The sequence below is a fragment of the Sphingomonas vulcanisoli genome (assembly GCF_011761305.1).
GTDB lineage: Bacteria > Pseudomonadota > Alphaproteobacteria > Sphingomonadales > Sphingomonadaceae > Sphingomonas_I > Sphingomonas_I vulcanisoli.
The window spans coordinates 1-17,354 of the sequence record NZ_JAAOZC010000014.1 but is presented as its reverse complement, the minus strand read 5'-3'; the positions used below and the strand labels follow the sequence as shown (position 1 = coordinate 17,354).

The following is a 17,354-nucleotide window of genomic DNA, read 5'->3' as shown; positions in this document are numbered from 1 at the left end:
CGTTTGATCCCCATCGTCCGCTCCGCGTCTCAACACGGAACCTCATGAATCAGACATCAAACCCTTTTGGAATCCTAAATGTCGATACAACCTAGTTCGCTTCCATCCTTAGCCTGCGAAGCCTGGTGAACAGGCTCGCCGAGGAGAGGGAAGACATGGAAGGCGGGATCACCCAAGGGCGTGCGCGCGCAAGAAGGCCGGAACATTGGCTGCTTTTTGCGACCGCTTTGAGCGCTATTATTGCGTCTCCATCGATCGCAGCGGATACACAGCCGCCACCGTCGGATGCCGATAAAGGCCTGACCGAAATCGTCGTCACCGCGCAGAAGCGCGCGGAAAATGTCCAGAATGTGCCGCTATCCATCGCGGCGGTCACGGGCGATGCACTGCACACGCAAGGCATCAACAGCACGTTGGACCTTGGCAAGGCCATCCCCTCCTTGCGTATATACAACCACTCGCTGGGATCGAGCGTCACCGTCCGTATCCGCGGGTTCGGATCGGCGTCGAACACGCCCACCGATTCCGATGTCGCCTCCTATGTTGACGGCGCCTTCATTCCGCGCCCTGGTGCGATCCTGAGCTCGTTGCTCGATGTCCAGAACGTCGAAGTACTGCGCGGCCCGCAAGGCACGTTGTTCGGCCGAAATGCCGCGATGGGCGCGATCTCGATCAACACCAACGGTCCCTCCCGCAACCAGAGCTTCGAAGGGGCCGTGGAAGGCGGCAACTATGGCAGCTACAAGGGAACGGCAATCCTAAACACGCCGGTCAGCGATCAGTTCGCAGGCCGGCTTGCCATGCAGACCTCGCATACCGACGGCATTTATCACAACAATCTGGACGGCAAGACCTACGGGCGCCGCTCCGACTTTGTCGGCCGCCTTTCCGCCCGATGGGACATCCGGAACGATATCAGCTGGACCGTGCGCGTCGATGGATCGCGGACGACGGGCGACGGCGTCAATCCGTTCACAGTCGATGCCGCCACCGCCAGCCCGGCCCAGCTTGCGGCGTTCACGGCCTTCACCGCCCGATACGGCGGCACCCCGCCGGTTTACAGCACCACGCCTTCGTTCACCTTCAATCAGAATTTCGCCACATCACCGTATCTCGATGATTATCAATACGGCATCACCAGCGATTTCAATTGGCACGTCTCTCCGGTCCTGACGCTGCGCCTGATCGATAGCTACCGGGATTGGCACAACGATCAGCAGACCTATGATTCGGTCGGAACCTCCCTATCCCTCGTCAGCACGAGATCGATCACAAGCAGCAAGGCGGACAGCCACGAACTGCAGCTGATCTCGTCGAAGGACGCATTTCTGGGCGGCAAACTCGGGTTCACGTCCGGAATCTATTATTTCCATGAGGATTTCGCGATCAACACCGGCAACAATCTGGGATCGCAATTCTGCGGGCTGATCTACGGCGCGCGTGCCCCTCAACTGGTGGCGCCGTGCCTGGCGGGACCGCAATATTTCGCGGGCTATTATCCTTTCACGCAGACCAGCCGCAGCTTCGCCGGATACATTCAGGCGAATTATGCGCTGCTCAAGAATCTGGAACTCGATCTCGGCGTGCGGGTGACCTCTGACAAGAAATCCGGCGTCGATACCCAAATCACGCCAAATGCCATCGCTGTCGCCCCGCTGATAACCGCCGAGGGGCCTGATTATCTGTCTTTCAAGGAAACACGTCCGTCCTTCCGGGCCTCACTCTCGTGGCACCCGACGGAGCGCATCCTGTTTTTCGCGACTTATTCGACCGGCTATAAATCCGGCGGCTTCAACAATGGCTCTACGCCGACCGTACTCGGCTCGGCTGCGCGGACGTTCAAATCCGAAACGGTCAGCGACATTGAAGCAGGCCTGAAGGCGCAGATTCTCGACGGGCGACTGATCTTCAATGCGACCTTCTTCAACACCAATCTGCATAACTTTCAGGATCGGTCCTACGACGGCATCTCGTTTCTGGTTCGCAATGCCGGCGACGTTCGCGCGCGCGGCGTCGATATCGATGGGCGCTTCCGGGTCGTGCCGAGTCTGACGTTCGATTATGCGGTGACCTATCTCGATTCGATCTACACCAAGGATGTCGGCGCGCCGGGTCTCGAAGGCTGCACCGGCCTGCCGGGTTGCCCGCTCGTGCAGGACCTATCCGGTAAGCCGCTCGGCTTTTCGCCGAAATGGGACGGCCATGTCGGCGCGGATTGGCGGATCGGCACGGTTCGCGGCTTTGCGCTTGGCCTCCGCGCTTCCGAAAATTTCGTTGCGAGCTTCCTGACGGTGAATACCGACAATCCGCAATCGCGTGTACCGGCGTATCAGACGACCGACCTGCGCTTATCCGTCACCTCGCCGAACGGCCGGTGGAAGTTCGAGCTGTTCGGGACCAACATCTTCGATCGGCATTATTATATCCTGAAGGTGGCGCAGCCGCTCGGTGCGATAATCGGGGTCAATAATACCGCAACCGGCGCGACCGTGTTTCGCGGCTTCCTGGGCGATCCCGGGCGCTATGGTGGGCGCGTGTCGGTCAAGTTCTAGCCCCTCGTTATTGCTGCGTCGTAGGTACGCTCAGGCGTGAAGGAATCGGTCATGGCCTCGCTGGAATCGCGAACCGACAAGATGAAGTTCGCCGTCTTCATGAGCGGCGATTCCAACTATCATGTCGCGGGCTGGCGGCATCCCGAGGCGGCCGTGGACGCCGGCATCAGCCTGGAGCGGTGGATCCGGTTCGCCCGCTTGCTGGAAGATGCGAAGTTCGATGCGCTGTTTCTCGCCGATGGCCCCGGCATCATCGGTTTCGATAATAAGGAATCGCTGAGGGGATCGAGCAAGTCGGAGCGGTTCGAGCCCTTCACCCTGCTGTCGGCGCTGGCCACCGTCACCACCCGGCTCGGCCTGATCGCAACCGGCACGACGACGTATAACGAACCCTATAACCTCGCGCGTGTCGTCGCCTCGCTCGATCTGATGAGCGGCGGGCGGGCGGGCTGGAATGTCGTGACCGGCGGCAATGCCGAGGACGGCAAGAACTTCAGCCTCAACACCCACGTGCCTTCGATCGAGCGGTACGCGCGGGGCGAGGAGTTCGTCGATATCGCGCTCGGTCTGTTCGACAGCATCGAGCCCGATGCCTTCGTGCGCGACAAGGTTACCGGCCAATATGCCGATCCGGACAAGCTGCACGCCATCGATCATGTCGGCAAATATTATTCGGTGAAGGGGCCGCTGAGCGTGCTGCCGTCGCCGCAGGGCCGGCCGATCATCGTCCAAGCCGGGCAATCGGAAGAGGGCCGGGCTTTGGCGGCGCGGGTCGCCGACGTTATCTTCACCGCCACCTTCTCATTCGAGGCGGCTTGCGCCTTTTATGCCGATCTGAAAGCGCGGGCGTTGGCGTTCGGGCGGCCCCCGGAAGCGGTCAAGATCATGCCCGGTGTTGCGATCACCGTCGGCCGGACCGAGGCGGAAGTGAACGAGAAGGAGCAGCAGCTCAACCAGTTCATCGATCTCGACGTCGCGCTGCAATATCTGCGCGTCTTCCTCGGCGGCATCGATCTCAGCCAATATCCGCTCGATGAGCCGGCGCCCGACTTCGCCTCGAACACGGCGCGCGCCAGCTCGGGTGCGACGTTTAACGCGATCGCCCAAGCCGAAAGGCTCACCCTGCGCCAGTTGGCGTTGAGAGTCGCCGCCAGCCGCTTCCATCTGGCGTTGAGAGGCACGCCGGTGCAGATCGCCGACACTTTGGAAAAGTGGTTCCGTGGCGGTGCGGCGGACGGGTTCAACCTGCTGCCCAATTTCGTCCCCGGATCGATCGAAGACGTCGCCGAGCTGCTGTTGCCCGAACTGCGCCGCCGCGGTCTGTTCCGGGAAGAATATGAGGGCACGACCTTGCGCGAGAACCTCGGCCTCGAACGTCCCGAAGTGGGCTGGTCTCGGAAGGCCTAGCGCCGCCGACGCGCGTCTTTATTGGCGCGCCTCGGCACGTCCCCAGGCTGGGCGAGCGGTGGTGCAGCGGGCAACCCATTCCTTGACCGCCGGATAGGGCGAGAGATCGAGGAACATCGGAGCAAGCGACGTCACCGAGCTGGCGATCAGATCGCCGAGCGTGAATGCATCGCTCGCGACATAGGGATGGGCCGACAATCGGGCTTCGAGCAGCGCGATCGCCTTGTAGGCGGTGGTTTTGCGCGGTTCGAGGAATTCGGGATCGACCGACCCGCCCGCCGCCCGCCGGGTTTCATACATGATGACGGTGAGGGGCGCTTCCACCTCGGTCATCGCCCAGCTGGCCCATTGATGGATCAGGGCGCGCACATGAAGGTCGTCGGGCCAGAGCGGCGTCGGCTGCTTGGCGACGAGATAGAAGAGAATGGCCAGGCTTTCGCGCAGGAAGAAGCCGTCGTCATCGAGCGCGGGCACCTTGCCCGCCGGGTTGACCGCCAGGAATTCCGGCGTCTTGTCGCTACCGTCCTGGGAGCCGACCGGCACCTGCTCATAAGGAAGCCCCAGTTCCTCCAGCAGCCACATGCAGCGGCCGGCGCGGCTCATCCGGGTTCCGTAAATCTTGATCATGCGACGAGCTCCGGCTGAAGGCATTCCGAAAGTGTCTTGACCAGCGCATCGGCATCCTCGGCCTTTGCCGAAGCGCCGAACACCTGGAAATCAGGACGAGCGAGCACGATTTTGGCACCGAGCTTCTCGAACCAGGCGGTGTAGGAGCCATCGACATCGCGATAACCATCGGCGCCGATCGTGATGCCCAGCCCATCGAGCCGCGCCCAGATGCGGCGCGCCTCATCGGACAGGCCCGCGAGCGGATTGATGCCATTGCCAAATAGCACGAAATGCCCGGGGCCGATCAGATCGTCGAGAAGGCCGGTGCGGCCGTCCTTCTCGACCTGTGCCTGGATGGCGAGGAAGCCCGCCGCGGGATCGTCCGGCATCAGGCAGCCCGGCCCCAGCCGCCATTCCGGCTGCGGCGGCGCCATCTCCGGATTCTCGCGCACCATTCGCAGCATCTTGTTGCGCTCCTCGGCGGCGACCGGATCGGTCGTACACATCATCCGCCCGAAGAAAACCGAAGCGTCGATGATCTGTTTGACGTGATAGGATCGCTCGGACGTATAGCTGTCCAGCAGGTCCGGCCCAGCCGATCCGCCGAGGATGAAATCGAGCCGCCAGGCGAGCGCCATCGCGTCGCGCGCGCCGGAATTCAGGCCTTGCCCCAGGAACGGCGGAATCTGATGCGCTGCATCTCCGGCCAACAGCACGCGGCCATCGCGCCAATTCTCGGCCCAACGGCCGCGGAAGGTGTAGATCGCCCGCCGGTGGATCTCGCTATTCTCGGCCGTCACGCCCCAGGGCTTGAGCAAGGTCATGATCGAATCGAGCTCGACGATCTGTTCGAGATCGTCGCCCTCGATGGTCATAAACTCGAAGCGCTGGCGCCCGAAGCCGGTCGGCGCCAGCAGGGTCGGTCGGGTGGGGTCCATATAGGTGGAGAGGGGCTCGGGGACCGAGAATCCGCCGAGAGGCACGGTATCGATGCAGATCCAGGTCGAATGGAAGCCCGTATCCGTGACCTCGGTATCCATCAGATCGCGCACGCTGCTGTTGGCACCGTCACAGCCGACAACGAATTTAGCGCGCGCGCTGACGCTGTCACCGCTGGCCTTGGCGCCCGCTTCGAACGGATCGAAGGTGACGATCGCGCCGTCCTCGTCCTGCTCGATCGCGCGCACGTCCCATCCGCGATGCAATTCGATCAGCGGCTCGGCATCGCAGGCGTCGCCGAGCGCCTCATCGACGTCGGGCTGATGGAAGCCGGCCATTGGAGGATAACCCGATTCGCCGATGCCCGGAAACGACATCACCATCAGGACTTCGCCATCCGGCGCATAACAGGGCGCCGACCGCGACCCGACGCTCAGATTGAGCAGCGGCCGAAGCTGCTCCAGCACGCCGGCCGACTGGAAGGTCCGCACCGTCTCATGGCTCATCGCGGCTGCCCGCGGCAGCGGATAGGCCGATCCCCACCGCTCATAGACCGCAACGCGGCGCCCCCGCTTGGCGAGCAGCAGCGCCAGCGTGAGGCCGACCGGCCCGGCGCCTACGATCAGAACATCGGTATCGGAATATATCGAAGTGCGAGAATGGCCTTCCCTGGCCGCCACGGCGAGGCCGCTGCTCTGACTGTTCATGCCCTCTCCCAAATCGGCAATTTATGGCGATGCCATGCATCGGCAAAGCTCTTCGATCCCGCCCAATGCACCATCGCTATGATCCGGCATTAATGGCAATGTCAACGGTTCCATATGCTAGTATATCGCATGTCGTTATGTGGAAGTGTATGCCGGTGGAAGGCTTTAACCGGTTTCGAACGGCCCGCACCGCAAGGAGATTTGGATGCAACAGGAGCTGGTCGATCGCTTGGCGATCCGGGATTTGGTCGAGAACTGGGCAATATGGCGCGACGCCGGCGACTGGGATCGCTTCGCAACGGTTTGGCATGATGACGGTGTAATGATGGCGACCTGGTTTCAGGGGCCGGCGCGCGATTTCATCCGGGTGACGCAGGAAGGATGGAAGAAGGGCGTAAGGATCCTGCATTTTCTCGGCGGCAGTTCGATCGAACTCGCCGGGGACCGTGCCGTCGCCCAGACCAAGATGACCATCTCACAGCGTGGCGATGTGCAGGGCGTATTGTGCGATGTCGTTTGTACAGGGCGCTTCTATGATTTCATTGAGCGGCGCGACGGCAAATGGGGTTTCGTACTGCGCCAGCCGATCTACGAGAAGGATCGGGTCGATCCGGTCGATCCTTCGGCGACGCTCGCGCTGGATCAGGAGGCGATGGCCGCATTCCCGGAAGGCTATCGTCACCTCGCCTATATTCAAACGCAGATCGGCTATGTCGTGAAGCGCGACATGCCGGAGCTTACCGGGTGCCAGGTCGAAAAGCTGTATCGCTACGGAACGGACTGGCTGGCGGGTAAGCCCGTCGAGCGGTTGTAACGCCTTAGGCGGCGTGGGAATTCCGATCCGATTGCCGGTAGCTCCAGCCGATCCAGCCGACGATCGCGGCAAGCACGATCACATGCACGATGTCGCCATGCAGCACGGCGGCTTGCGCGTAGAGCGCCCCTATACAAATCGCCATCAAGATTGCCGTGCCAAGCGGCACGGTACGCCGCTGGACCAGCAGGCCGACGCCGACCAGTTCGGCGATGCCCGTGGAATAGCGTAGCCATGGGCCGAAGCCGAGTTGATCGAACTCGATGACCATCTGATGTGCGCCCACCAGCTTTGCGATGCCTGCGGCGAGGAACAGCACCCCCACCAGAACCCGCAATGCTAGTCCGACCTTGCCTTTGATACCCGTCATCGCGCTCTCTCAATGGGAGTGTCGTCGTCATGAATAACGGCGCGCGAAATCCCGGATGCACGCTCTACACCGATCCAGTGCGAAATGAGCGAGCGGACCCGAGGTCCGCTCGCCCTCCCCCCCTTAGAAGTTGAAGCTGAGGCGACCGCCGTACGTGCGTGGCGGGGCGATCGAAGCACCATTCAGGCCGACGATCGAGAAACTCCTCGCGGTCGCCGTATAGATGGCCTCGTTGGTGATGTTGCGAATGTAGGCGGTTACCGAAAGATGCCCGCCCGGTGCGTCATACGTCAGGCTGGCGTTATACTGCTGATAGGCGGGTGCCAGCGAACTCGGCAGATATTCGGTGCCGAGATAACGGCTCGATTGGAATTGCATATTGCCTTCCGCCTCTATCTGACCGCTATCGCCCAGATCGAAGACGTGGGTGTAGCTGATCAACCCTGACCACCGCGGCGAGCGCGTGAAGGGCTTGCCGACGCAGCTCTGCGTTTGCGAACCCACCACCGCACCGCGCGCATAGCCGGGCAGGATCGCGCCGCCCGGGCCGGTGCCGACGCCGACGCCGGTCGGGGGCAAGGTCAGCCCGGCACCGGCGGCATTGAAGACGCTGGTAATCGGGCAGCCGCTCGCGCCATCCGGCAGGAACGTCGGAGTGCCGACGATCAAAGGTGAAGACAGCGCGAACCTAGTATATTTGCTGTTAAGATATTCGACGCCGAAATGCAGCGTGTCGTGCCGCGTCGGTTTGTAGACGACATCCGCGCTGGCCCCATAGAGCCGCCCGGACCCAGCGTTCTGGATCGCCTGGGTGGTGAGCCCGGCTGCATCGAGCACGATTACCGGCTCCTGGTGATCCTTATAGTCGTAATAGAAGCCTTCGAAATTCAGCTGCAGCTTGTTGTTGAAGAAGCGGTTGCGCGAGCCGATTTCATAGGCGGTCAAGTTTTCGGGATTATAGCTTGCCGCGCTGCCGTCGATCGCCTTGCCGGCATAGATCCCGCCTGCCTTGAAGCCGGTGCTGGCCGTGGCATAGACCATGTTGCGCGGCGTCAGGTCATATTCCACGCCCGCCTTCCAATTGACCTTGCGGAACGTCTTATCGCCATACAGCCTGGGATTGGCGCAACCGACAAAGGTGTTGCCAAGCGCCGACGGATACACCGGCGCGGCGCAGCTGGTGCCCGTGGCGGCTAGCGATCCGCCGATAGCGGCGGCGAAGCCGAGCGACGGATCGATGTTGACCGATTGCGGCTCCCCGGTGCGGTTGTCCGAAGTGTAGCGCGCACCGCCGATCACGCGGAAGCGATCGGTAACGCTGTAGGTCGCCTGGCCGAACCCGGCAAAGGCCTTGCTGCCGATCACCTGATTGATAATCACGTTCTGAAGGTAACCCGAGGTGACCTGCGAATAAGCGAATTGCTTTTCCCTGAAGTAATAGCCGCCGATGACCCATTTCAGGACGCTCGAGTCGTGCGCCAGCCGGGCTTCGAAGGATTTGGCCTTGGACGTCTCGGGAACACCGGCGGCGGAGCTGTCGAAGCGGGTGTCGACGCCCGGGAAAGCGAGGTAATCGAGACTGGCCTTCCGATAGGCGGGAAGGAGAGTCAGAGTCGCGAAGCCGAAATCATAATCGAGCTGCGCCGAGACGTTCCAGAACACATTGTTCTGGGCTCCGCGCTGGCCGAAGCTGCCGAAGGTCAGCTGCGCCTGAGTGAAAGGGCCGACATTCGGGCACGCGCCGCTGAACGGAAAGGCCGCGAACGGCGATCCGGGCGCACGCGGGCCGCACCGATTCGACGCTACCGAAAGCGCGTTGACGTAATTGGCATAGACCGGGTCGGTCGCGGAGGTCCAAGGGCTGACCTTGGGCGATGCGATCGCCGCGCCTGGTGCCGACGGCACCACGACATAAGCAGCGCCACCCCCGCCGACATGCGTATAGTCGCCAGACAGGCGAATGCTCAGCGCGCTGTTCGGTTTCCACAGCAGCTGTCCACGGCCCGACTGGCGGACTTCGTCGTCGAAGCCGTAGGTCACATACGGCCCGCGATTCACGACCTGCGCCGCGAAGCGGACGGCAACCGTCTCGCCCAGCGGGAAGTTGACCGCGGCATCGGCGCCGATCTTGCGATAATTGCCGATCTCGATCGATCCGCGCATCGCGGTAACGCCGAGCTTGGGCTTCGCGGTGATGACGTTGATCGCGCCGCCCGTGGCGTTGCGACCGTAGAGCGTTCCCTGCGGTCCCTTGAGCACTTCGACGCGCTCAAGATCGTAGAAATTACCCTCGATCGCGGCGGGACGCGGGACGTACACGCCGTCGACGTTGAACGCGACCGCCGGGTTGGTCGATGCGGTCGAGCCGAAATCGCCGACGCCGCGAATGTAGATCTGCGTTGCCGGGCCGCCCTGACCGATCTGCAAGCCGACAACCGCTTGCGCCAGATTCTGCGCCTGCGATATATTGGCCTTGGCGATCGCTTCCGGCGACAGGACGGACAACGAAATCGAGGTCTTCTGAACGCTCTCCGAGCGCCGCTGCGCCGTTACGACAATGTCCTGAATAGCGGACTGGGACGCTGCCGCTTGGTCCGTAGCTTGCTGCGCCAATGCCGGCGATGCCATACCGATCGGCAAGACGGCTGTTAATGCCGTCGTTGCAAAAAAAGCCCGTAAAGCCCCCATTTCCCTCTCCCGTTGTTCACCAGCAGGATCGATCGCCCCGCATTTGTGGATTCAATTGTATCACAGGCATCATTAACTCTGTCAACGATTGCTAGTGATATGGTTGATATAGAAGACATCTCAACTGACCATTTGAATTTGCAATTGAAGCTGAGCCGGTCCGGGGCATTTTGATGCGAATGCAACGGTTGTGCTTGACCGATTTCCGTTCGACCGATAGGGTCAAGGTCTATAAACTGCCGAGGATGCGACATGGCCACGCTGAGCCCTGAAATGCCAAAATCTGATGATCGCAAATCGTCCAAGGACGTTGTGGCGAAGCTGAATTACGTCGGTGAGATGCATGACCGGGCGGTGTATGACATCCGCAATCCCGCCGGCAGCAACATCGTGTGGGATACGCGCGACGTCACCATCCATGACGTTCGCCCGCACCTCGACAAGTTCACGATGGATACGCAGGGCTTCGCATTCGTGAAGCTCCCCAGCAAGTTTGCCGAAAACCCCGAGCTGTTCGAGGGCAATCGCAAGGCGCGTCACTTCGTCACCGACGACAGCCTCGATGTGCAATATGCGCAGGAAATCTGCGACTACATCCAGAACATGACCGGCGCGCGCGATGTGTTCCCGCGGCTCGGTGGATTGGTGATGCGGACCTCGACGCGGGCGTCGGCCGAAAAGGCAGCATGGGCGCCTCCCGCGGAATTCGTCCACCTCGATTTCGCACCGCAGGCGATGCAGGGCTGGATCGACAAGACGCTCGCCGCAAAACCGCGCGACCTGAAGCCATACAGCCGTGTGCAATTATTCCAGGCGTGGCGCTGCATCTCGCCGGGTCCGCAGGATAATACGCTGGCGATCTGTGACGGCGATACCGTCTCTTCGGACGATAAGGTGATCGTCGATAGCATGACCGGCGATCCGAGCATCCCCGGCAACCGCTGGGATTCGCGCATGTGCCATTACAGCCCCGACCATCGCTGGTATTACATGCCAGACATGGAGCCCGACGATCTGGTGCTGTTCAAGGGCTATGACAGCGATGTGCCGGACGCCATGAATGCGATGCACAGCGCCTTCCAGAATCCGCTCGGCCAGACCGGCGTGCCGCGCAAGAGCATCGAAGCGCGCATCCTCGCTTTCTACGACTAAGGGGATCGCGCCGCGGCAGCGCGGCGCACCCAACGTGCCGGTGTAACAAGAAGGCCGCGGATCCCCTGGGATCCGCGGCCTTTTCATGCAGCCCTTCGGATGCGGCTGATTATCGGCCGCGTGCTGCCAGCGGACGCTCGAACTTGCGGTCCATGCTGCCCTTGCCTTCCTGATCGCCCAGCTCGAACATCCAGTCATAGCCGCCCGGCGGGTTGCTCAGGATTTCCCAGCTGTTGTCATCGCGGTCCCAGAAATAGAAGCTGTAGGTGCCGTGCTGGATCATCGGTTTGCTGATCTGGTGTAGGCCCCACTTTTCAGCATCGCGCTTGACCAGTTCATAGGCCTTGTCGACCTCGGCCTCGCTATGAACGTCGACACCGTTATGGTTACGCACCGACATCGGCGCGCCGCCCTCTTCCTTCGGCACGACGACATAGATGTGCTTGCCGCCGAGCCGCGCGAACATCGACATGTTCGATGCGCGGACGACCTCGAAGCCCATGAACTCCTCGTAGAATTTGCGGGTCTCTTCGTGGTTCTTCGACTCAAGCGTGCCGTGGGAGATGAACTTGAGGTCGAGCGTCGAGGTGCGCGTTTTTTCGGCGGTATCTGCCGTAAGAGTATCGCTCATACTTCTGTCCTTTCAGGTTCCCGAGACGAGGCCGCCGCACGATCGCGGGGCGGCGGCGTAATGGAGGGTGCCAACGGCGGTTGAATGGTGACCTTGAGCGGCCCGGTCACCGGCGAATCGACGATGACGACGTCGCCAACGGCCAACCGCTGCCCAGTCGCCTTGCCGGCCCCTGCGGGCGAGCCGGTGAGCATCAGATCGCCGGGCTCTATGGTAACGCCCTCGCTCACGCCGCTGATCATCTTGACCAGCGAGAAGATCATCTCGCTGGACGAGGTCGATTGCTTCAGCTCGCCGTTGACCGACAAGGTGAAGGGAAAATCATTGCCATCAGCGAACTGCTTGGGAACGAACACCGGCCCTGTCGGGGTCATCGTATCCTGGCACTTACCCAGCACGAAGTCCCAGCGGAACACATGCTGCGGGATTTCCATCTGATTGCGCGCGGTGAAATCGACCGCAAGCGTGTAGCCTGCGACGACGTCCATCGCCTGATCCTGCGGCACGTTGCGCCCGCGCTTGCCAAACACCACCGCCAGCTCGCCTTCCCAATCGAGATTGTCGCACTTGGGGGGCATGTGAACCGTCTCGCCGGGCCCGACCACGGCGGTCGAACCGGGCTTCAGAAAGAAGAAGGGCGGCACGCTCGTGTCCGGCGGGGGCGGCCTGTTTACCGCAACGCCCTGCTTGGAATAAATTTCGAACATCTCGTCGATGTGACTGTAATAGTTGGCGCCGACCCCGAACACCTTGCGCGGCGTTACCGGAGCGGCGAGTACCGCCTCGCCGATCGGCGATGATACGGATGCGGGAACCGCGCCGCCGGCGATCTTCGCCGCCAGCGCTTCTAGCTGATCGAAGGCCGTGTCCCAATCCTGCAGGTAATCGAACAACGTGCCCGGCATGACGGTGACGCCGGCGGCGGCGCTGGCCGCGGCAACGGGCCAGACCCGCCCATCGATGACAAGCGCGGCCGAGCCCCCGCCTGATTGCAGCGTGGCGATGGAAAAACTCATGAAATGCCTCTCACTTTGCCGATCAGATCGCAAAAAATGGCGCGGTCCGCGCGGCCTGCTCCAATTCACCGCCAGGGGAGAGCCGATCGATGATTGGTCATCGATTGCCGTCCGACCGGGGTCACGCATCCCTACAACGAGATATCTGTGTTAGATACAATTATTGACGCCGCCACAATTCCTTGTCAAGCGCCTGCACGGCGGTGAGCATACAAAGGCCCGCGCGCAATGGGGAGAGGGGAACGGATGGCTCACGACTGTTTTGACGTCCACACGCACTTCGTTCCGGCGGAGTTTCCACCTTATCTCGGTCTCGGTCAGGACGTGCCATGGCCGTCGATGGTCGACGCCAAACCCTGCCACAAAACGATCCTGATCAGCGGCAAGACTTATCGGACGCTCGCCGACGGCTGTTGGAGCGCGGCGCGGCGAATCGAGGAAATGCCTTCGATGGGCGTCACGCATCAGGCAATCTCGGCGATGCCGGAGCTGATGAGCTACTGGCTACCGCTCGACGATGCCAAGGTATTGATTCGTTATATCAACGATCAGCTCGCGTTGCTGATCGATGAAGATCGCAGCCGATTCTTTGGCATGGGCGGCGTGCCGCTCCAGGACGTGGATACGGCGATCGACGAGCTGCGGTACGTGGTCGAGAAGCTGCGTTTTACAGGCGTGCAGATCGCCAGCCACGTCAATGGGGTATCGATCGGCGATCCACGTTTCGAGCCGTTCTTCGCCGAAGCCGAGCGGCTCGGTGCCTCGATATTCGTTCATGCGCTACGGCCCGCCGGGACCGAGCGGCTGGTCGGCCCATTGCCGCCGCAAGCGGTGGCCTTCCCCGCCGATATCGGCTTTGCCGCGGCTTCGATGATCACTGGCGGCACGGGCGCGAAGCATCCCGATTTGCGGATCGCCTTCAGCCATGGCGGCGGCGCGCTGCTGATGGCGTTGCCGCGAGTGCAAGAGGTGTGGGGAAGCAATATCCCTGGCCTCGAAGTCGCGCTAACCGAAGCGCCGATCGTCACCGCGCGGCGCTTCTTCTACGATCATGTCGTGCTCAACCCGGCGCTGCTGAAGCTTGTCGTCGAAACCTATGGCGAGACGCAGGTCCTGGTCGGCAGCGACTATCCCTTCTATCCCGCCCGGCTCGTCCACCCGCACGCTGATTTCGCCGCGGCTGGCTTGTCCGAAGAGGTCGTCGCGCTGATCACCAACGCCAACCCGCGCCGCTTCCTCGGGCTCGCCTGACTTTTATTCCGCTGCGAGCGGCAGCGGCTCGCGCTCGATCGGCTCGACAGCCTCGTGGCGCCCGAAAGGCAGGTCCGAATCGCGGATCATCAGGACCAGCACGATCGCCACGGCACAAGCTCCGGCGGCGATGATCAGCGGCAACTCGAAGCTGCCGGTGCGGGCGTGGAGCAGCGCAAAGGTGATCGGCCCGAAGCCGCCTCCAAAGGTGAAGGCGAGGAACATGATGCCGAAGATCGTGCCGAAGTCCCTCATCCCGAACGCGCGTGAGATCATGTAGGACATGGCATCGCCCTCCGCGCCGAAGCCAATGCCGATCAACACCGCGCCGACCAGCACCCCGACCGATCCGGTGGTGGTCGAAAGGATGACGAAGGCCAGGCCGGTCATCACGCAGATCACCGTCGTCAGCAGCTTCGGCCGCATCCTGTCAAACAGATAGCCGAACATCAACCTGGCGAGGATCATCGAGATACCCACCAGGCTCATCACGAAGCTTGCCCGCTCCGGCGTGACGCCGCGCTCGACCAAGATCAGGCTGAGGTTGACCGCGCCGGCGCCGACCGCGCCGCCGACCAGCATGATCGAGACGGTCAGATACCAGAGCACAGGACTGGCCAGCGCGGCGCGCCATGGCACGCCCGGCACGGAAGACCGATCGGCGACCGCGGCAACAGGAGGATCGACGATGAGGAATCGCCCAACCGCAAAACCGACCACGACCATTGCCGCGCCGAACGCCAGGTACGACGTGCGCCAGCCATAATGCGCGATGATCTGCGCCGCCAGCGGCGGCATGATCGCCAGCCCGACGCCGGTACAGGCGAGGATGGTGCCCAGCGCCAGCCCGCGCCGCCGGTCGAACCATCCCGACACCGCATAGACATAAGGAGTCATCGTCTGGCCGACACCCAGCACGCCGACGAGGCCCATCGTCGCGACGAACATGCCCGCGCTCTTCGGCGTCGCCAATAGCATGATCGCCAAGCCGCCCAGCGGAAAGCTGATGGTAACGAAGCGCCTCGGACCGTAGCGGTTGACCAGCATCCCGACCAGTGGGGACAATAGCCCCGCCAAAATCATCGGTCCGGCAATCGCGCTGCCGACGGTGCCCGGATCCCAACCGGTGTCGCGGATGATCGCGCGCTGATAGACGCCGAACGACAGCAGCAGCACCGGGCTTGCGCCCATCGCCATGCCGATGCATCCGGCGATCAGCGACCGGACGGCCCCATTGCGCGGTCCGGCAGCACTGTCAGCGGCGTTGTAAGGGCGGTTCGGCGTCATCGCTCTTCCTGTCTGGAGGCCCACGCTCATGTCGGCGCGGGCTCATGCTTATCCCCTCGCCTTCCGACAAAGCCGCTGCAAATGCAATAGTTGACGACGATATCACCGTGCGCCATGTCGCTCCGATCCGCGTGCGGGTGCGACAGGATCGCACACGCAAACTAGAGATCGCAATTAAGGATGTCCGGATGCTGAAGCTGCCGAGTAACTATGTGGAGACCGCTGGCTACAAGACCCATTATGTCGAAGCGGGATCCGGCCCGCTCCTGATCCTGATCCATGGCGGCGGTGCCGGCGCGGATGGACTGGGCAACTGGCAGCAATGCTTTCCGTATTACACGCCGTATTTCCACACGGTCGCTTACGACATGGTCGGCTTCGGCAAGAGCGATTCGCCGGACGTGGAAACCTTTCCCTATGACAAGGACGCGCGCACCGCGCAGGCGATCGCGCTGATCGAGGCGCTCGGCGAAGGCCCCGCCTACCTCGTCGGCAATTCGATGGGCAGCGTCGCCGCGCTGGGCGTGGCCATGCAGCGCCCTGATCTCGTGAGCAAGCTGGTGCTGATGGGCAGCGCCGGGATCAATCGCAAGGTGCCGCCCGCGATCGCCGCTTCCGCGAATTACGACTTCAGCCTTGAGGCGATGCGCAACGTCATGCGGGTTCTGACACGGCCAGAATTCGTCATCGACGAAGAGCTCGTCCGCTATCGCTACGAATTGCTCGTCGACAATCCCGAGAAGCGCAAGTCCTTCCTGCGCACCGTGCAGGTGGTCATCGATTCCGGCGGCATCTATTATGAGGACGAGGAGATCTCGTCGATCAAGACCCCGACCCTGATTTTCCACGGTCGGGACGACAAGGTCATCCCGTTGAGCGACGCGATCCGGACTATGGAGCTGATGGAAGAAGCCCACGCCCATTTCGTACCGCACTGCGGCCATTGGGCGATGATGGAACAGCCCGAGACGTTCGGCCGCGTCACCGCCGAGTGGCTGCGCGCGAATTAAGGCCTGCGGTGCCTCCCTCCTCCGCAAGGAGGAGGGTAAGCACAGTATCTAGCGCACGACGTGCGGCGGAAGGGTGAGGCCCTGCTGTTCCATCAGCTCGCCTTCCTTGGCGAACATCCGCGCGTAAGCGGGATGGGCGTGGAGGCGCTGGACATAACCGGCCAGCGCGGGAAAGGCATCGAGCTTATTGCCGACGCTGGTGAAGCCCGACAGGATCCAGGCCAGATAGCCGTCGATCGCCGCCCACTGCGCGCCATACCACCAATCGCGGGTCGCGAACTTGGCGTCGAGCTCGGCGAAGTGATGCCCGAATTCCTCTAGGGCATTGTCGCTGACCGGGGCGGTATCGCCGGTCGTATAATGCTTGGGCGCGCGCAGCTGGCGGACCAGGGGGTGAAGCACGGTCGCCACCCACATCAGGTCGGCGCGGGCGCGGGCGCGGTCGATCGGACCCGTTGCCGGCGGCAGCAGCTTCGCCTCGGGATAGAGTTCGTCGAGATACAGGATGATCGCGACGTTTTCGGTCAGCACCTCGTCGCCGACCTTGAGCGCGGGCACCTTGCCGACCGGGTTGATCGCCAGATATTCGGGAGCCTTCTGGCCGTGCGCCATCAGATTGATGACGCTGACGTCATAATCGATCCCGACCTGCTCCAGCGCGGTCATCGCGACCCGCGCGCAGCTCAGCGGAAAGAAATAGAGCGTGGTATCCGCCATGATGATCTCCTTCGGGCGCCCGGTTTCACGCGCCTCATTTTGGTGTCAGCTTCGTGCCTGAAGCCGGTGGTCCGTTCTCAATCGATGCCCTTGCGCCTCACACTATTTGGCATGCCTGTTCGAAGGCGAGGCGGGGAGCGCGTGGGGTGAGTTTGCTCTCATCGCCGTATCCGAGGTTGATGAGGAAGTCGGACTTGAACCGGC

The 17,354-nt window shown here is 62.2% G+C and carries 14 protein-coding genes; 6 read left to right on the top strand and 8 right to left on the bottom strand.

What is annotated here, in order from left to right; genetic code table 11:
* The first annotated feature begins 227 nt into the window (after positions 1-227).
* Both FHS31_RS16085 and FHS31_RS16080 read left to right on the top strand, forming a co-directional pair.
* A complete protein-coding gene (locus FHS31_RS16085; RefSeq protein ID WP_167075430.1) occupies positions 228-2,552 on the top strand; it encodes a TonB-dependent receptor in 2,325 nt (774 codons plus the stop codon).
* Positions 2,553-2,603: 51 nt separating this feature from the next.
* Positions 2,604-3,959 carry an LLM class flavin-dependent oxidoreductase gene (locus tag FHS31_RS16080; RefSeq protein WP_208408781.1) on the top strand — a complete coding sequence of 452 codons (1,356 nt, stop codon included), beginning with the start codon at positions 2,604-2,606 and terminating at the stop codon, positions 3,957-3,959.
* An 18-nt stretch (positions 3,960-3,977) separates the two neighbouring features.
* On the opposite strand, the gene FHS31_RS16075 is transcribed toward FHS31_RS16080, so the two are convergent.
* Both FHS31_RS16075 and mhpA read right to left on the bottom strand, forming a co-directional pair.
* The gene (locus FHS31_RS16075; RefSeq protein ID WP_167075428.1) at positions 3,978-4,586 is read right to left on the bottom strand and encodes a glutathione S-transferase family protein; all 609 of its coding nucleotides are present in this window, start codon (positions 4,584-4,586) and stop codon (positions 3,978-3,980) included.
* Positions 4,583-6,214: a bifunctional 3-(3-hydroxy-phenyl)propionate/3-hydroxycinnamic acid hydroxylase MhpA gene (mhpA, locus tag FHS31_RS16070; RefSeq protein ID WP_167075426.1), complete on the bottom strand. Its 1,632-nt coding sequence runs from the start codon at positions 6,212-6,214 to the stop codon at positions 4,583-4,585. The genes FHS31_RS16075 and mhpA overlap by 4 nt, the downstream gene beginning before the upstream one ends.
* 205 nt (positions 6,215-6,419) lie before the next feature.
* Here mhpA and FHS31_RS16065 point away from each other — a divergent pair, with 205 nt between their 5' ends.
* Complete coding sequence (locus FHS31_RS16065) at positions 6,420-7,028, top strand: nuclear transport factor 2 family protein (protein ID WP_167075424.1); 609 nt, start codon at positions 6,420-6,422, stop codon at positions 7,026-7,028.
* Positions 7,029-7,032: 4 nt separating this feature from the next.
* On the opposite strand, the gene FHS31_RS16060 is transcribed toward FHS31_RS16065, so the two are convergent.
* Complete coding sequence (locus FHS31_RS16060; protein ID WP_167075422.1) at positions 7,033-7,398, bottom strand: DoxX family protein; 366 nt, start codon at positions 7,396-7,398, stop codon at positions 7,033-7,035.
* A 123-nt stretch (positions 7,399-7,521) separates the two neighbouring features.
* Positions 7,522-10,026: a TonB-dependent receptor gene (locus tag FHS31_RS16055; protein WP_167075420.1), complete on the bottom strand. Its 2,505-nt coding sequence runs from the start codon at positions 10,024-10,026 to the stop codon at positions 7,522-7,524.
* A 312-nt stretch (positions 10,027-10,338) separates the two neighbouring features.
* Here FHS31_RS16055 and FHS31_RS16050 point away from each other — a divergent pair, with 312 nt between their 5' ends.
* Positions 10,339-11,238 carry a CmcJ/NvfI family oxidoreductase gene (locus FHS31_RS16050; protein WP_167075418.1) on the top strand — a complete coding sequence of 300 codons (900 nt, stop codon included), beginning with the start codon at positions 10,339-10,341 and terminating at the stop codon, positions 11,236-11,238.
* A 109-nt stretch (positions 11,239-11,347) separates the two neighbouring features.
* Here the strand turns inward: FHS31_RS16050 and FHS31_RS16045 are convergent, their stop codons facing one another.
* Together FHS31_RS16045 and FHS31_RS16040 are read right to left on the bottom strand one after the other, a co-directional pair.
* Entirely contained in the window at positions 11,348-11,869 is a 522-nt protein-coding gene (locus FHS31_RS16045) for a VOC family protein (RefSeq protein ID WP_167075416.1), read from the bottom strand.
* Positions 11,866-12,885 (bottom strand): fumarylacetoacetate hydrolase family protein, encoded by a 1,020-nt coding sequence (locus FHS31_RS16040; protein WP_167075414.1) that lies wholly within the window; start codon positions 12,883-12,885, stop codon positions 11,866-11,868. Before FHS31_RS16040 ends, FHS31_RS16045 begins: the two co-directional genes overlap by 4 nt.
* Before the next feature lie 246 nt (positions 12,886-13,131).
* On the opposite strand from FHS31_RS16040, the gene FHS31_RS16035 reads away from it, so the two are divergent.
* Positions 13,132-14,136: an amidohydrolase family protein gene (locus FHS31_RS16035; RefSeq protein ID WP_167075412.1), complete on the top strand. Its 1,005-nt coding sequence runs from the start codon at positions 13,132-13,134 to the stop codon at positions 14,134-14,136.
* A gap of 3 nt (positions 14,137-14,139) precedes the next feature.
* Here FHS31_RS16035 and FHS31_RS16030 read toward each other — a convergent pair whose 3' ends face one another.
* Positions 14,140-15,423 carry an MFS transporter gene (locus FHS31_RS16030; RefSeq protein ID WP_167075410.1) on the bottom strand — a complete coding sequence of 428 codons (1,284 nt, stop codon included), beginning with the start codon at positions 15,421-15,423 and terminating at the stop codon, positions 14,140-14,142.
* Positions 15,424-15,611: 188 nt separating this feature from the next.
* Here FHS31_RS16030 and FHS31_RS16025 point away from each other — a divergent pair, with 188 nt between their 5' ends.
* Positions 15,612-16,433 carry an alpha/beta fold hydrolase gene (locus FHS31_RS16025; RefSeq protein WP_208408780.1) on the top strand — a complete coding sequence of 274 codons (822 nt, stop codon included), beginning with the start codon at positions 15,612-15,614 and terminating at the stop codon, positions 16,431-16,433.
* Between the two features lie 48 nt (positions 16,434-16,481).
* Here the strand turns inward: FHS31_RS16025 and FHS31_RS16020 are convergent, their stop codons facing one another.
* Positions 16,482-17,150: a glutathione S-transferase family protein gene (locus FHS31_RS16020; protein ID WP_167075408.1), complete on the bottom strand. Its 669-nt coding sequence runs from the start codon at positions 17,148-17,150 to the stop codon at positions 16,482-16,484.
* Positions 17,151-17,354: the final 204 nt, after the last annotated feature.

Bases quoted from the DNA above. Each gene is read 5' to 3' on its own strand.
- FHS31_RS16080 (WP_208408781.1), top strand. From the start codon at position 2,604: ATGGCCTCGCTGGAATCGCGAACCGACAAGATGAAGTTCGCCGTCTTC.
- FHS31_RS16075 (WP_167075428.1), bottom strand. From the start codon at position 4,586: ATGATCAAGATTTACGGAACCCGGATGAGCCGCGCCGGCCGCTGCATG.
- mhpA (WP_167075426.1), bottom strand. From the start codon at position 6,214: ATGAACAGTCAGAGCAGCGGCCTCGCCGTGGCGGCCAGGGAAGGCCAT.
- FHS31_RS16065 (WP_167075424.1), top strand. From the start codon at position 6,420: ATGCAACAGGAGCTGGTCGATCGCTTGGCGATCCGGGATTTGGTCGAG.
- FHS31_RS16060 (WP_167075422.1), bottom strand. From the start codon at position 7,398: ATGACGGGTATCAAAGGCAAGGTCGGACTAGCATTGCGGGTTCTGGTG.
- FHS31_RS16055 (WP_167075420.1), bottom strand. From the start codon at position 10,026: ATGGCATCGCCGGCATTGGCGCAGCAAGCTACGGACCAAGCGGCAGCG.
- FHS31_RS16050 (WP_167075418.1), top strand. From the start codon at position 10,339: ATGGCCACGCTGAGCCCTGAAATGCCAAAATCTGATGATCGCAAATCG.
- FHS31_RS16045 (WP_167075416.1), bottom strand. From the start codon at position 11,869: ATGAGCGATACTCTTACGGCAGATACCGCCGAAAAAACGCGCACCTCG.
- FHS31_RS16040 (WP_167075414.1), bottom strand. From the start codon at position 12,885: ATGAGTTTTTCCATCGCCACGCTGCAATCAGGCGGGGGCTCGGCCGCG.
- FHS31_RS16035 (WP_167075412.1), top strand. From the start codon at position 13,132: ATGGCTCACGACTGTTTTGACGTCCACACGCACTTCGTTCCGGCGGAG.
- FHS31_RS16030 (WP_167075410.1), bottom strand. From the start codon at position 15,423: ATGACGCCGAACCGCCCTTACAACGCCGCTGACAGTGCTGCCGGACCG.
- FHS31_RS16025 (WP_208408780.1), top strand. From the start codon at position 15,612: ATGCTGAAGCTGCCGAGTAACTATGTGGAGACCGCTGGCTACAAGACC.
- FHS31_RS16020 (WP_167075408.1), bottom strand. From the start codon at position 17,150: ATGGCGGATACCACGCTCTATTTCTTTCCGCTGAGCTGCGCGCGGGTC.